This is a genomic window from Nitrospira sp., assembly GCA_024760545.1.
Lineage (GTDB): Bacteria > Nitrospirota > Nitrospiria > Nitrospirales > Nitrospiraceae > Nitrospira_D.
In genome coordinates this window covers 1,758,369-1,770,872 of sequence record CP060501.1, presented here as the reverse complement: position 1 = coordinate 1,770,872, position 12,504 = coordinate 1,758,369, and the positions used below count along the sequence as shown (strand labels likewise).

General features: G+C 56.2%; 13 protein-coding genes. 6 read left to right on the top strand and 7 right to left on the bottom strand.

Going from position 1 to position 12,504, the window contains the following annotated elements; genetic code table 11:
• Positions 1–40: 40 nt before the first annotated feature.
• Entirely contained in the window at positions 41–1,237 is a 1,197-nt protein-coding gene (locus H8K03_08475; protein ID UVT21917.1) for an MFS transporter, read from the top strand.
• Between the two features lie 56 nt (positions 1,238–1,293).
• The gene (locus H8K03_08470) at positions 1,294–1,629 is read left to right on the top strand and encodes a YnfA family protein (GenBank protein ID UVT21916.1); all 336 of its coding nucleotides are present in this window, start codon (positions 1,294–1,296) and stop codon (positions 1,627–1,629) included.
• Between the two features lie 37 nt (positions 1,630–1,666).
• On the opposite strand, the gene H8K03_08465 is transcribed toward H8K03_08470, so the two are convergent.
• The gene (locus H8K03_08465) at positions 1,667–2,332 is read right to left on the bottom strand and encodes a hypothetical protein (protein ID UVT21915.1); all 666 of its coding nucleotides are present in this window, start codon (positions 2,330–2,332) and stop codon (positions 1,667–1,669) included.
• Positions 2,333–2,335: 3 nt separating this feature from the next.
• Entirely contained in the window at positions 2,336–3,076 is a 741-nt protein-coding gene (locus tag H8K03_08460; protein UVT21914.1) for a hypothetical protein, read from the bottom strand.
• Between the two features lie 311 nt (positions 3,077–3,387).
• Between H8K03_08460 and H8K03_08455 the strand changes: the two genes are divergently transcribed.
• From H8K03_08455 to H8K03_08440, 4 genes are all read left to right on the top strand, one after another.
• Positions 3,388–4,800 (top strand): Do family serine endopeptidase, encoded by a 1,413-nt coding sequence (locus tag H8K03_08455; GenBank protein ID UVT21913.1) that lies wholly within the window; start codon positions 3,388–3,390, stop codon positions 4,798–4,800.
• A gap of 158 nt (positions 4,801–4,958) precedes the next feature.
• Positions 4,959–5,276 carry a DUF3175 domain-containing protein gene (locus H8K03_08450; protein UVT21912.1) on the top strand — a complete coding sequence of 106 codons (318 nt, stop codon included), beginning with the start codon at positions 4,959–4,961 and terminating at the stop codon, positions 5,274–5,276.
• 140 nt (positions 5,277–5,416) lie between these two features.
• Entirely contained in the window at positions 5,417–6,037 is a 621-nt protein-coding gene (locus tag H8K03_08445; GenBank protein UVT21911.1) for a class I SAM-dependent methyltransferase, read from the top strand.
• A gap of 317 nt (positions 6,038–6,354) precedes the next feature.
• Positions 6,355–7,422 carry a bile acid:sodium symporter gene (locus tag H8K03_08440; GenBank protein ID UVT21910.1) on the top strand — a complete coding sequence of 356 codons (1,068 nt, stop codon included), beginning with the start codon at positions 6,355–6,357 and terminating at the stop codon, positions 7,420–7,422.
• Between the two features lie 318 nt (positions 7,423–7,740).
• Here the strand turns inward: H8K03_08440 and H8K03_08435 are convergent, their stop codons facing one another.
• From H8K03_08435 to H8K03_08415, 5 genes are all read right to left on the bottom strand, one after another.
• Positions 7,741–8,862, bottom strand: a complete 1,122-nt coding sequence (locus tag H8K03_08435) for a HupE/UreJ family protein (protein ID UVT21909.1) — start codon at positions 8,860–8,862, stop codon at positions 7,741–7,743.
• Positions 8,862–10,088, bottom strand: a complete 1,227-nt coding sequence (locus tag H8K03_08430) for a hypothetical protein (GenBank protein UVT21908.1) — start codon at positions 10,086–10,088, stop codon at positions 8,862–8,864. The genes H8K03_08435 and H8K03_08430 overlap by 1 nt, the downstream gene beginning before the upstream one ends.
• 64 nt (positions 10,089–10,152) lie before the next feature.
• Positions 10,153–11,643 (bottom strand): DUF4331 domain-containing protein, encoded by a 1,491-nt coding sequence (locus H8K03_08425; protein ID UVT21907.1) that lies wholly within the window; start codon positions 11,641–11,643, stop codon positions 10,153–10,155.
• Positions 11,644–11,685: 42 nt separating this feature from the next.
• Positions 11,686–11,907: a hypothetical protein gene (locus H8K03_08420; protein ID UVT21906.1), complete on the bottom strand. Its 222-nt coding sequence runs from the start codon at positions 11,905–11,907 to the stop codon at positions 11,686–11,688.
• 41 nt (positions 11,908–11,948) lie between these two features.
• The gene (locus tag H8K03_08415) at positions 11,949–12,422 is read right to left on the bottom strand and encodes a group 1 truncated hemoglobin (protein UVT21905.1); all 474 of its coding nucleotides are present in this window, start codon (positions 12,420–12,422) and stop codon (positions 11,949–11,951) included.
• Between the last annotated feature and the right edge of the window lie 82 nt (positions 12,423–12,504).

Below are 12,504 nucleotides of genomic sequence, written 5' to 3'. Positions count from 1 at the left end.
TGATGTTTGTTCGGCTTCTCCGTTCGGGTCTTCAACTTGGATGCAGTCACAGATGAACCGTCCACAAAGTCACATCCCATCCGGTGTCTGGGCGCTGGGCTTCGTCAGCATGCTGATGGACATCTCATCGGAAATGATTCATAGCCTGTTGCCGTTGTTCATGGTCACAACCCTTGGCGCAAGCACCATTGCTGTCGGTCTTGTCGAAGGATTAGCCGAATCTCTTGCTCTGGTCGTCAAAGTATTTTCCGGTACGCTGAGCGACTATCTTGGAAAACGTAAGGCACTGGCCGTGTTTGGCTATGCCTTGTCCGCAATCACGAAACCCCTCTTTGCGCTCGCTCCGGGGGTGGGCATGGTATTAACCGCACGATTGCTGGATCGAGTCGGAAAGGGAGTGCGGGGCGCACCGCGCGATGCATTGGTGGCGGACATCGCACCGCCGCACCTCCGAGGCGCAGCGTTCGGTTTGCGGCAGTCGCTGGATACTGTCGGCGCGTTCGTTGGCCCATTGGTGGCCGTCGGATTGATGCTTCTTTGGGCCAATGACTTTCGGGCAGTCTTCTGGGTGGCCGTTATCCCAGGCGTGATGGCCGTGGTACTCCTGGCTTTCGGGGTTCAGGAGCCTGCATGCCGTCAAACCGAGACAAGGACCAACCCGATTCGAAGGGATAATCTCCGGCGGCTCGACTCCGCCTATTGGTGGGTGGTGGGAATCGGATCAGTGTTCACGCTGGCTCGCTTCAGTGAGGCCTTTCTTGTCCTCCGCGCCCAGCAAGGGGGAATGCCCATCGCTCTCGTTCCTTTGATCATGGTCGCAATGAATCTGATCTATGCATTATCGGCGTATCCGTTTGGCAAGCTCTCCGATACGATGAGCCATACGAAGCTGCTGGTATTAGGCCTGATCGTTCTGATAGCCGCCGATGTGGTATTAGCCGTCAACAATCACTGGGGTGTGGTGCTGGTGGGCGTTGTCTTGTGGGGTGTACATATGGGGATGACGCAAGGGTTGCTCGCCGCTATGATTGCCGGTGCCTCACCCGCGGATCTACGCGGGACCGCATACGGCTTCTTCAATCTGGCCTGCGGGGTGGCTCTGCTCGCCGCAAGCGCGCTCGCGGGCATCATGTGGGAACAATTCGGCGCGCCGTTCACATTCTATGTGGGGGCGACGTTTGGTGTTTGTGCAATCGCGCTGGTGGCCTTTAAGGAGGGCCGGTCGTCACGTGCCTGAATGGTCCTGCAATAAAAGCCATCGTGAGTGTCAGGCCACTCGGAAAGGATGCAAGAATGTCCGTTTTTAGTTCGTTAGGACTGTTTGTGCTCGCTGGCTTGTGTGAGATCGGCGGCGGATACTTGGTCTGGCTCGCGATGAGAGAGGGCAAGCATTGGATCTACGGCGCGGCGGGCGCTGCCATTCTGATTCTATATGGCGTGATTCCAACCTTACAGCCGGCACACTTCGGACGAGTCTACGCGGCATACGGTGGAATGTTTATCTTGTTGTCCTTACTCTGGGGTTGGGCCGTCGACGGCGCTCGTCCGGACCGATTCGACATTATTGGAGGCATCGTGTGTTTTGTGGGCATGGCCGTCATCATGTATGCCCCTCGTACGACTGTCTAAAAGCGATCTCTCCTGGCCGTTACCCACATGGGCATGCTCAGCGCACAATCTGGAGTTTAAGATCGTCGAAATAGGTGATGGCATCGGATTTCGTCCAGAGTCCGATATGGCCGGAGGTGAACGTCTGATCACACAGATCAAAGACCGGCTTCTCATCGAAGAACACTTGGACCTGGCATCCTTTCGTGACGACGCGAAGCGAATGCCACTGTCGGATGTCAATGATCTGATCGAAGTTCCTGAGCACATGCCTGACACCCTTGACGACCCGATAGACGCGAATATTTTGCTCTAGTGGATTCGCTCTCGTCAGGTAGTAGTTGCGATCATCGGTGGCCCGCCAGATCAGTCCGCCTCCCATATCGGCTTTGCCGGAAATCGGCAAGAACGAGACTGCCAGGTCGATGTCGGATGCCGCGATCCCATTGAGGAGCACCGTTTTATACGCGTGCTCTGCGCCCTTTCCCATAAGTTGAGCCAGGACGTGAGAGGGACTTGGAGCGCGATCAGTTTCAAGGACCTTCCACTCACCGGCGGGTCTTCCATCAAACAAGGTACCTACCTGAAACTCAGTGGGAAGTGCTTGCGGTGGATCGTTGTCAAATGTCCACAGACGCGTTGGGTCATCAGGCGGCGACCCAATCGCCGGGACGGCTATCATCAGGATGGAAAGCAAGAGAAGGCGTTGGAGAGATATGCTCACGGCTTATCGCCAAGTCACTTCTTCCCAGCAGAGATGGACAAAGGTCTCGAAGGGAGGAAAATTATTCGTGTTTTGCTCTTTAGACCGCACCCAGAGGTCGATCTCCATCCCAGCAGGATCGGTTTCGCCGCCGGGTAAGGCCCGCTTGATCGGGTATCGGACTTCATGGGTCTTGGGATCGCGAGAGCGTTCCATCACCATGAAGTGCGCGTCATAGTCCTGGTAGAGCACTTGATCGTTCTTATACATCGTCCCCGTGCCCCATCCTCCCAAGTACAACCAGGTTTTCGGGTATAACGGATCGCCATGGTTCGAATCCCCATGTTCGTAGATTCGGGTAGCAATGCCTCCATCCTGAAATGGTGCTCTCGCGGCAAATCGATCAAAGACGATGCGATATCGATCACTGCCTTCGACGAATTCGGCCACCACCCGACCTGTGTTGGTGTGTTCGTTTACCTCGATCTCGATCGTCCCTTTCACAGGATTCAGATGCTTGCCTGCATAATCGAGATGGTCCCACGGCGCAGTATCGTTCATGCTTCCGATGAGGGTCGCCCGATCGCCTTTGATGCGAAACTCCCCCGTATAATGAGGGTGCTCCATGGCTTTGAAAATCCTGGTGCCTTCATCCCCCTTCGGGGTTCCGAATTTGCCTTCTTCGGTATGCCCAGGTGAGACAAGAATTCCTGACGCTGCTATCAGCAGAGTGAGGGTCATGAAGTTCGCGGCGAGACGTGTCATTGTGTGCCTCTTGGGTAACAGCCAATTCTAAAGAGAACCAGAGACTGTAATCATCGTAACACAACCGCCCAAGTGACACCTGGCAATGTCGAAACGGCTGCTGTTAGCGCAAAGACTCGCGCAGTATTTACAGGCTGCCTGACGCTGGGTACTATCTTGTCAGTGGGGTGGCATACCATGCGTCGGCGAGAAGGCATTCATCTGCAAGATGTCATATCGAATATGAATGCGCGGGCATGGTCTGCATGATAGGCTGGCGCAGGGCATCTCCAAAAGCTCAGAACACACGCCCGAACAAGAGAGGCACTTTGGTGAGAAACAGTGGGTTTGTGATGCCGCTTGCCGTCTGGGGATTTCTGGTCAGTCTGGTGGTTCCGGGTTTGGGCCTTGCCGCCACCCAACAGATTCCTGCGGCGAACGGACATGACTTACAGAGCCAAGTCAAAGGCACGGCCAGTAAGGTTATTCCGGCGGTGGTGAGCATCGCGTCGACCGTCATGGTGCGCGACCAAGCCTTCAGTGACGAAGCGTTGCCGTTCGGGCTGTTCAAAGAGCCTCCGACACGCCGTCAGTATGGGCAAGGCTCCGGGGTGATCGTCTCGCCGGATGGGTACATCGTGACGAACAACCATGTGGTGGCCGATGCCGTCGATGTGGAAGTAATTCTGGCGGATCGGCGTCAATATAAAGGAAAAGTCGTCGCGACCGATCCAAAGACCGACGTCGCGGTCGTCAAGATTCAAGCCTCGAATCTTCCATCGGCGGTGTGGGGAGACTCGAGTCATCTCGCTGTCGGCGACTTCGTGCTCGCCATCGGGAACCCGCTGGGGTTGAGCCGTACCGTCACCTTCGGCATCGTGAGCGCGGTCGGCCGCGCGGATGTGGGAGTGGCGGACTTCGAAGATTTCATCCAAACAGATGCGCCGATCAACCCTGGGAATTCCGGCGGAGCCTTGGTCAACATCCACGGCGAACTGATCGGCATCAATACGGCGATCGCGAGTCCGACCGGTGGAAGCGTGGGGGTCGGGTTCGCGATACCCAGTAACATGGCTCGTGCCGCCATGCAGAGCCTCATCAAGACGGGCCGTGTGGTGCGTGGATTTCTGGGAGCTTCGACGCAAGACGTCAGCCCGTCGCTTGGGAAACTGTTTCGCCTTCCGGATGTCAAGGGCGCGATTGTGACCGATGTGCACTCCAAGGGCTCTGCCGAGCGAGCCGGTCTGAAACGAGGCGATGTGGTGGTGCGCTTCGATGGGCGAGACATTATGGATAGCGGCCAGCTGCGGAACCTGGTGGCTCAATCACCCATCGGCAGCAAGCATCGCTTGGATCTCATTCGTGACGGGAAGCAATATCAGGCCGATTTGGTCATTCAGGAAGCGCCGCGTGAACGCGCAAAGAAAAGCCAGGCTGCCTCAGCCGCCGTGTCGACGGTCCATCCGCTCTCCGGAGTGGTCTTCGATGACGTGACTCCTCCTCTGGCACGACAGATGGATTTACCGGTGAATAGCGGGGTGGTTGTGACGGACATCGAGGAGGGCAGCTTGGCCGAAACCTCGGGACTGCAACCCGGCGATGTCGTGTTGGAGCTCAACCGGCAACCTGTCAACAACTTCGCGATCTTTCAGCGTCTTGCCGATCCACTGAAACCTACCGATCTCGCCCTCCTGCTCGTGAATCGACAAGGGAACGTCATGTACATTCCCATACAGGGCGAGTAATCGTCCTGCTTGTCTCTGTCATCAAGAAATCGGTACAACGGGAACTCAGCTAGGGAATTCGTCCGTACCCTTGCGGGCTCTCAGGGGATATCGTGGCAGTTAGCCGATGTGCTGTTCGCAAGTTCTGCTGCACCGTCGCGAGTCGGACGGAGATTCTGATGGCTCAGAAAACCAAGAAGCTGCGTCCGAAAAATCCCCGCAAGTGGTCGGCTGATGTCATGAAGCGCAGCGATGCTTTGGACTTGGAGCTAGGCGTCTTCACCAAGTCGAATCCTCGAGAAATTGCCGCTTCACTCAAACGCTCCTCCCTGCGCAGCACGCGCCGGAAAGGCACGCCGTTCCAATCAGCGATGTCCATGCTCAATTTCTACATCAACCGAGCCGGGACAAACCTGAGCGTCAAGCAAACAGCGCAGCTCCAAGAGGCTAAAGATGAGCTGCGCAAACTATTCGGAAAGCCCGATGTGAAGCAATGATCGTTACGAATAGGAAGCTTACAGAGCCACTTGAGGCAGCATCCATAATCCCTCCAGGTAATCCCAACCCTTCATCTTGATTTCTCTGTGACTATCGATCAGTCTCTTAGGATTCAAACAGTAACGCTTTTGGCACGCACATGAACCGTCAACAACACTGGAACCACGTTTATCAGACTAAGGGGGCGCAGGATGTAAGCTGGTATCAGCGCCGCCCTGAGCTTTCACTGGCGCTCATCACCGCGTCAGGGTTGCGCAAGGATGCCGGAGTTATCGATGTTGGCGGTGGGGCATCCATACTCATTGACTGCCTACTTGATGCCGGGTACACCCAGCTCGCTGTGCTCGATGTGTCCGGAGTCGTGCTGACTCAGACCCGCGCTCGCCTCGGGGCCCGAGCCGCTGATGTGGAGTGGTTTGAAACTGACGTGACCACGTTCGCGCCTCCGCATCGCTTTGGCCTCTGGCACGACCGGGCAGTATTCCATTTTCTGATGGCTCCGGAAGATCGGCGCGGATACGTTGCGGCATTGCGGCGCACCTTGCAGCCGGGCGGCACGGTTATTGTTGCCACCTTTGCGGTGGATGGGCCACCACAATGCAGTGACCTCGCTGTCATGCGCTACGATGAGCAAACCCTCATCATGGAGTTGGGGTCAGAGTTCACTCTGCAGGAGGTTCGGCGAGAGACACATCTTACGCCGTGGGAATCCGAACAGCGGTTCATGTATTTCCGTTTCCGGTGGTCGCCGGCTCGATGAGCGGCAAGACGCCTCCCACCGCGCTCGAGCCAACAGCCGCCGGCCCTTGACCCTGGAGAAAAGTCTGCACTTGCTATGTAGCTATTTCAGCTCGATCTTCCTTTGGATTATCTGGCATAGTCTCAAATCAGTTGTTCTTGAGCCACTCCTATAAACCATCACAGCCTCAATATTTAGTGCTTTCACGATGACAGGCATAGCAGAGGTTTTTGGATTCACCCTTGCAGATTGAAAATTGAGTCTAAAAAACTTCTTTTCGATATCTCTTGCCATGATCGGCATCCTCATTGAAACTTCGATGTCAGGGGCATGAGGAGATGGAAGCGCGGAAATTTACATTTCTTGGCCTGTCTCAGCTCGTACATCATCACCTCCTCTGGTTCCTCCTCGGTGTCTATGCGCTGGCTGCGGTCTATCCCAGGCCCGGGCTTGCGATCAGACAGATCTCTTTTGGCACCCTTTCATTCTCCGGAACGGGGACCCCCATCTCGGTTCTCTTGGTTCTCCTTGCAATCCTCATGTTCAATGCCGGGCTCGGGCTGAAAGCAGCTCACCTGAAAGCACTCTTTGATCACAAATGGCTCTTGATGACCGGGTTGGTCGCCAACGTCCTTATTCCGATCGCCTATATCTTTGGCATTACCCTGGTTTTGCAGTTGTGGCACAACCCGGAGGAGGCGCAACACATTCTGGTAGGCCTGGCGCTAGTCGCAGCTATGCCCATTGCGGGCGCTTCGTCGACATGGACGCAGAATTCGAATGGGAATCTGGCTCTAAGTCTCGGGTTGATCCTATTTTCAACGCTGCTCAGTCCTATTATCACGCCGTGGGCGTTCTATGTATTTGGCGAGATGGCCTCCGAGGAATATGAAACTGTCATACACAATGTCTCTACCTATGGCTCAGGAGGGTTTCTGGGCCTCTGGGTGGTGCTTCCATCGCTCCTGGGTCTCAGTATCCGGATGACCGCGTCGGAAGTCTCATTAGCGGCGATCATGCCGTACATCAAACTCGTGAATTCAGCGGTGTTGCTACTATTGAACTATTCAAACGCCTCGGTCTCCCTTCCTCAGGCAGTTTCAGAACACGATTGGGATTTTCTCGCTGTCACCTTTGCCATTACCACAGGTCTGTGTCTGACGGCATTTGCCGTCGGGTATTGGCTCAGCGGTCGGTTTGGATTGGAGGAGTCAGAAACCGTTGCGTTGATGTATGGACTGGGAATGAATAACAACGGAACAGGCCTCGTATTGGCCTCGCTCGTGCTGGCCGCCTACCCCCGCGTCATGGTTCCCATCATCTTTTATAACTTGGTGCAGCATGTGGTAGCCGGGAGTATTCACATAGCACTCGACAGGAAGAGGAGGGCTCAAGAAGACGGATGAGCCAAACACTCCCCGGCCAACGCGTAATTCCAAACTGTCTCATCCAAGGGGTTCACCCCAGCCGATTGTGCTCATCTTGTGCTCAAGCCCACCTCACTCCACTCCGCTCAGACCTATCCCAGCCAAAATTGAGATCTCGTCTAACTATTGGATAGGCTTGGCCTGAATGAGGTTGAGTAGGCTTGAAGAGAGCGATGAGGAAGCTTTCCTAAAGCGCGGGTCTATTGGCGAGTCGGTGCTCCATCATTTATTAAGAATCGAGTTGCCAGTACTACTGAGGTGGGGAAGTGAATAACGACCGCGGGTCTTAGTAACCGGCTAAAGGGGAAACAGCTGGAGATCGAAAACTCGTTCGGTGAACCAGACGAGCGCGATGGCAATCACCGCCCACGATCCGCCGGTGAGCACCAATCTCGGATATGACCAGGAGCGGCGGAGCGGATAGGCCAGCGGTAAGAACGCAGCGACGATGACGAGCTGACCGAGCTCCACCCCCACATTGAAGCTGACCAGACTCAGCAATAATGAATGGTGGGGCAGTCCGAGATCCGTGAGGACCGCGGCGAATCCGAATCCATGAATAAGGCCGAATACAAATGCAATGATCCAACGGCGATGTGTCATCAGCGGGTGGAGATTGCCGAGTCCTGCGAGCACAACCGAGACGGCGATGGTCGATTCCACCAATCGGGATGATAAGTGGACGACATCCAGCGCAGCCAGGCTCAGCGTGAGGGAATGGGCAACAGTAAAAGCGGTGACGATGCCGACGACATTCCACAAGACCGATGAAAAGTCAGCCGCCGCTTGCCAGCGATCTTCGACTCGAATCAACACCGCGGGAAGCAAGAGGGCAAGCAAGAACAAGACATGATCGAACCCCAGCCAGATGTGCCAGATGCCCTCGCGAATGAACTGAATGCCCTCGGTCCAACGTGACTGCTCAGCGACGGAGAGTTCCCGCATCGGTGAGTCGCGGCTGAAAATGGCGGTGCTGGTGTGTCCGCCCTGTGTCAGACGCAAGAGTCCTTTATGCTGCGCGTCGATATCGAACAGAAGCCGATACTCGACGTGAAGCCGTTCGATGGGTTCGCCGCAAGCGGAACGGAAACGCAGGACTGAATAGGCCCCGTCGGTATGATGATCGATGAGCTGCTCCAACAACTCAGTCTTGCAAGACTGTTGGTCGGCCGATAGGACAAGATGAGAAAGCGCGTAGGCGCCGATCTCGCCATGCTTGTTCCGAACCTCTCCCCAGGTAAGTTGACCGTTTCCGTCGCCGTCCAATCCGATCGCATCGGATAGGTCGCGCAGGGCGATGTCCCACTGCCCTTCGACATGATCAGTCTGGACAGATAGTGAGAGATAACTGTCGCTGGGCTTATGCGCCCAAGCCGGAAGGCTCAGAAGCAGCCACGCAAGAACGAGGATGATCCGCATCAAAATGTCGCTTTCTCAAACTGCTTCGCGAGTTGTCGCAGTCGATGGTCTTCCACGTGGTTGGTGATCAGCCAATCAAGCACACGCTGGGCCGCGGTTCGGTTCCTGTCGGCGAGCGCGCTTTCCAGGAGAATCCTGGCGTCCGCCGGTTCACGCTGCACAGTCCAATTGGCTTGGGCCAACGGCAGCGCTCGCTTGGCATCGTGCAGCAAGGCCAATGTAAAACGCGCTTCTTCCCGGACATGTGCGGTCGTTCCGCGTTCCCGAGCGGCGGCGAAGCGGGCTGCCAGCTCGAAGACATGGCCTCGCAATGTGGGAAGCCCAAGCACCTGTTCCGCAAGCGCGAGGCGCAGGAGTAACCCATCAGCTCTCGTCTCATGTTGGACAAGAGGAATCACATTTTGAGGGCGGCCTTGATCCAGCAGGAAATCTGCGTAAGCATTCAGCAAGTACTGGTCTTTCATCCCCACCTTGAAGGCTTCGGCGAAATAGTGCTCTGCCTCTCGTGCCGCTCCGGTACGGGAGGCTATTTCCGCCAGGATCGTCGCAATCCAGATTCGCTCGCGACCGAGGAGGCTTGAATCCCACATCACTGCCCGGAGAAATTCCAAGCTCTTCGCTGATTGACCCGTCAGTCCGGCGATATCCCCCAGGCATCCGAGCAGCACATGGGAGACAGTCAAACGTGCGAGCCGTTGACAGGCCTGCCGTGCCTCGTCGTAGCGTGCCTGTACCTGGAGGATCGATGCTCTGGTAAGCCACGCCTGGGCATTGGCCGGTTGTACGGTCAATACCTGGTCAAGATCGGCCAGAGCGCGGTCGAAGTCATGGGTGTTCTGTCTGATTGTCGCGCGTAAGAGCAGCGTGGCAGGGGGAGGCGTCGGCTCATTCCACCAGGGGGTGAGGACTGCCTGCGCTTGCCCAAGGAAGCGAGGGTCGCCTTCCGATCGGCCTTGTTCGATGTAACGAGTCGCCAGTTTCACAGCGGATTCAAGGTGCTGAGGATTGCGTCGCAGGTCGGTGCGCAAGGTTTCGAGATCTCGCGCGACAGGATCTGACGCTTTAAAACTGAGCCGCTCGAGGACCTGTGCGTCATCCGTCGGGCGATAGGGTTCTGAAAACGCGCTGCTGACATAGCTAAATATGAACCATCCAAGAGCGACAAGCGTCATGCGAGACCAGGGTCGAGTCATTGGGTTACGCTCGTAGGTGATGGGGATGCGCATGATGATCTGCTCACGGTCTTCTGTGGAGCGGGTGCCGCGCAGTGCGGCACCCGCTCGGCGATGGCTACTGAGGCTCTCCTGGGTCGATATGTCGGCGATCCCGCCCGTCGAAGGGCGTGGGAAGGAAGGGAAACGCCGTGGCGATACCGTTCGCAGTCTTGTTGCTTCCGACTGCACCGACGTTGAAATTCACACCGTCCCCGAGGTTTGGAACAGCGGGGTTCGTGAGGATTCCGGCCACCACCCGCAACGCCACATCCGTGACGTCATCATTCGGCCTTCGGCCGTTCGGCCAGCCGGCTCTGTCCGGTGTCGCATTGCCGCTCTGGTCATGTGCGAGAGGGCCGAGGCGTTTCTGACCCGTGGCCGGAGTCGGCGGAACGTTCAAGTCGACTCGAACGAAATCGGCGAGCGCTTCATTGGTCTTCCCGGAGCCGCATACCGCTGGCCCCGGCGCATACCGAAGTAAGGCGTTCACGAGATCTTCACGATTCATCGTCGGGAAGCCGGTACCGAACACGGCATTGAGCGCCGTGGCCAGCGCTGAGTTGCAGTAAAACGAAACGAAGTCATTCTCGTCTTCTGCATCTGTGGCGTTCCACTTATCTTTCATGTTCGTCGCGATGATCAACTCGTTGACGAGGGGATTGCCCATACGCGCCACTTGGACGAAGCGAGCACTGTTCTGACGGTCGCCGTCTTTCCTGAGCACAGTCACCTTGGGACGGCTGGTTGAGGCATAGGCCCCGATCAGTTTGTTATCGTTCGGACCCACCAGCTCTCCAATAGGGATTTCCAATGCGATTGTGTTGACATTGAAACCGCTGAACGTATCGGCCGTACCGGAGCCAGGTGCTCCAACGAGGATGGCGTCGTTGGCATCGTGAACATCGGAAAGAATCGGCGAGATATGGAGATTCAACGTGTCGAACGTCCCTCCCAAGTCAATGTAGAAGGTCTCATCCCGCTGTCCCGCGAACACTCTCCCGCCGTTCTTCAAGGGATAAATGCCCTTGGCTGCCAGCTCTTCGTATTTCGGCATCGTGCGTGGTCCGACGTTGGACGGCACGGCGAACATCGGACCAGTGCCGAGATCGCGCGGCGGTTGGCCGTAGCGTTGTTCAGTGACCGAATAGCTTTGGCGGAGGAGTAGTCCTTCTGAGCCACCTCCGGTGAGGGCCGTGATCGGCGGCAACGCCACATAGGACAATGGGAAGACGTTTCCCGGTTGGCGGATTTCCGTTTTGAATCGAACTTGATAGACGATGTTCGCGGCGATGTTGTTCTTATTGTTGTCGACATGGATTTCGTACAGCACGTCGTCCGCGAAGTTGAAATAATTGGGACCCGATCCCGGCTCCTGACTAGGAATCACATTCATGATCAGGATCGCTTTGTCGGGGTCCTGCCAGCTACGAAAGAAATAGAAATCGGTGATATCCGCCGTTGGGTCATTCGAGATCAGCGGAGCTTCGCGATGACTTGCTGCAAAGACCGGCGTCGTCATACACAGTGCCAGCATTGTCAGGGTGAGTGATCGAATTCGAGCGAGCATGATTTCCTCCTTCTGAGCAAATACGCGGATGGGTGAGTGTGACTACAAGTCTGGTAGTGGTGCAGGAACCGGTTCTGAATTGGCTTGGCCGACCAACGCCGCCTCTTGTGGCGTCAGTGCATCCGATTGCGAAACGCGCTGCTCCTCCGCGGCCGCAGCTGGTCCGGCTGGAGGTACGATGGGCATGGTATCGCTCCCGCTGCAGCCGGACATCAGCCCGACAGTGAACACGAAACCCAGAGACGAATAGATTCGTGATTTCATAGCTTCTCTCCTCTCAACGTCATGACCATCTTCTCCGACACTCAGTGCATGGACATCTGCGGCTTCTCGACGATGTCTTTTTTCATGGGTCCCAGGACACCGAGCAGCTCGTTCCTCTCTCGCTCCGGGACTTTGAATTTGTTCAGGGTTGCGAGCAGATCTCCCACCAGTGCGTCGAAGTCGGCGTTGCTGACGCCCATCCCGGTATGAGTGGCTTTCATACTGCGGCCTGAATAGGTGCAGGGTCCCCCGGAAGCCTGACAGATCTGTTCGACGAGCAGCATTTTCAAACGAGGAATGTCGGTATTTGCGAACTTTCCGTTGATGCGGGTATCAGCGGCAACTCGCGCAACGAAATCTTCCACGACCGCCGTGATGGCGGGCTTACCGCCCAATCGTTCATAAAGCGGTTTGTCTGTCGTTATGGATTTGGAAGTCTGTTCCATGCTCTGACAACCCACGAGGGTCAGCAAAAGCACACTGACTATGAGAGAGGATGGGGTCTTAATGGCCATAGGTCGGTTCTCCTCACCTGTCAAAATGGTTGTGAGCAATCTGTACATCGAATCGGGCACCTGCCGGCGGTCTGTTCAGCAC

What these genes read in the sequence shown, in the direction of transcription:
- H8K03_08415 (UVT21905.1), bottom strand. Translation starts at nt 12,422, where the DNA reads ATGGCCATTAAGACCCCATCCTCTCTCATAGTCAGTGTGCTTTTGCTG.
- H8K03_08430 (UVT21908.1), bottom strand. Translation starts at nt 10,088, where the DNA reads ATGCGCATCCCCATCACCTACGAGCGTAACCCAATGACTCGACCCTGG.
- H8K03_08450 (UVT21912.1), top strand. Translation starts at nt 4,959, where the DNA reads ATGGCTCAGAAAACCAAGAAGCTGCGTCCGAAAAATCCCCGCAAGTGG.
- H8K03_08475 (UVT21917.1), top strand. Translation starts at nt 41, where the DNA reads ATGCAGTCACAGATGAACCGTCCACAAAGTCACATCCCATCCGGTGTC.
- H8K03_08460 (UVT21914.1), bottom strand. Translation starts at nt 3,076, where the DNA reads ATGACACGTCTCGCCGCGAACTTCATGACCCTCACTCTGCTGATAGCA.
- H8K03_08420 (UVT21906.1), bottom strand. Translation starts at nt 11,907, where the DNA reads ATGAAATCACGAATCTATTCGTCTCTGGGTTTCGTGTTCACTGTCGGG.
- H8K03_08470 (UVT21916.1), top strand. Translation starts at nt 1,294, where the DNA reads ATGTCCGTTTTTAGTTCGTTAGGACTGTTTGTGCTCGCTGGCTTGTGT.
- H8K03_08435 (UVT21909.1), bottom strand. Translation starts at nt 8,862, where the DNA reads ATGCGGATCATCCTCGTTCTTGCGTGGCTGCTTCTGAGCCTTCCGGCT.
- H8K03_08445 (UVT21911.1), top strand. Translation starts at nt 5,417, where the DNA reads ATGAACCGTCAACAACACTGGAACCACGTTTATCAGACTAAGGGGGCG.
- H8K03_08440 (UVT21910.1), top strand. Translation starts at nt 6,355, where the DNA reads ATGGAAGCGCGGAAATTTACATTTCTTGGCCTGTCTCAGCTCGTACAT.
- H8K03_08425 (UVT21907.1), bottom strand. Translation starts at nt 11,643, where the DNA reads ATGCTCGCTCGAATTCGATCACTCACCCTGACAATGCTGGCACTGTGT.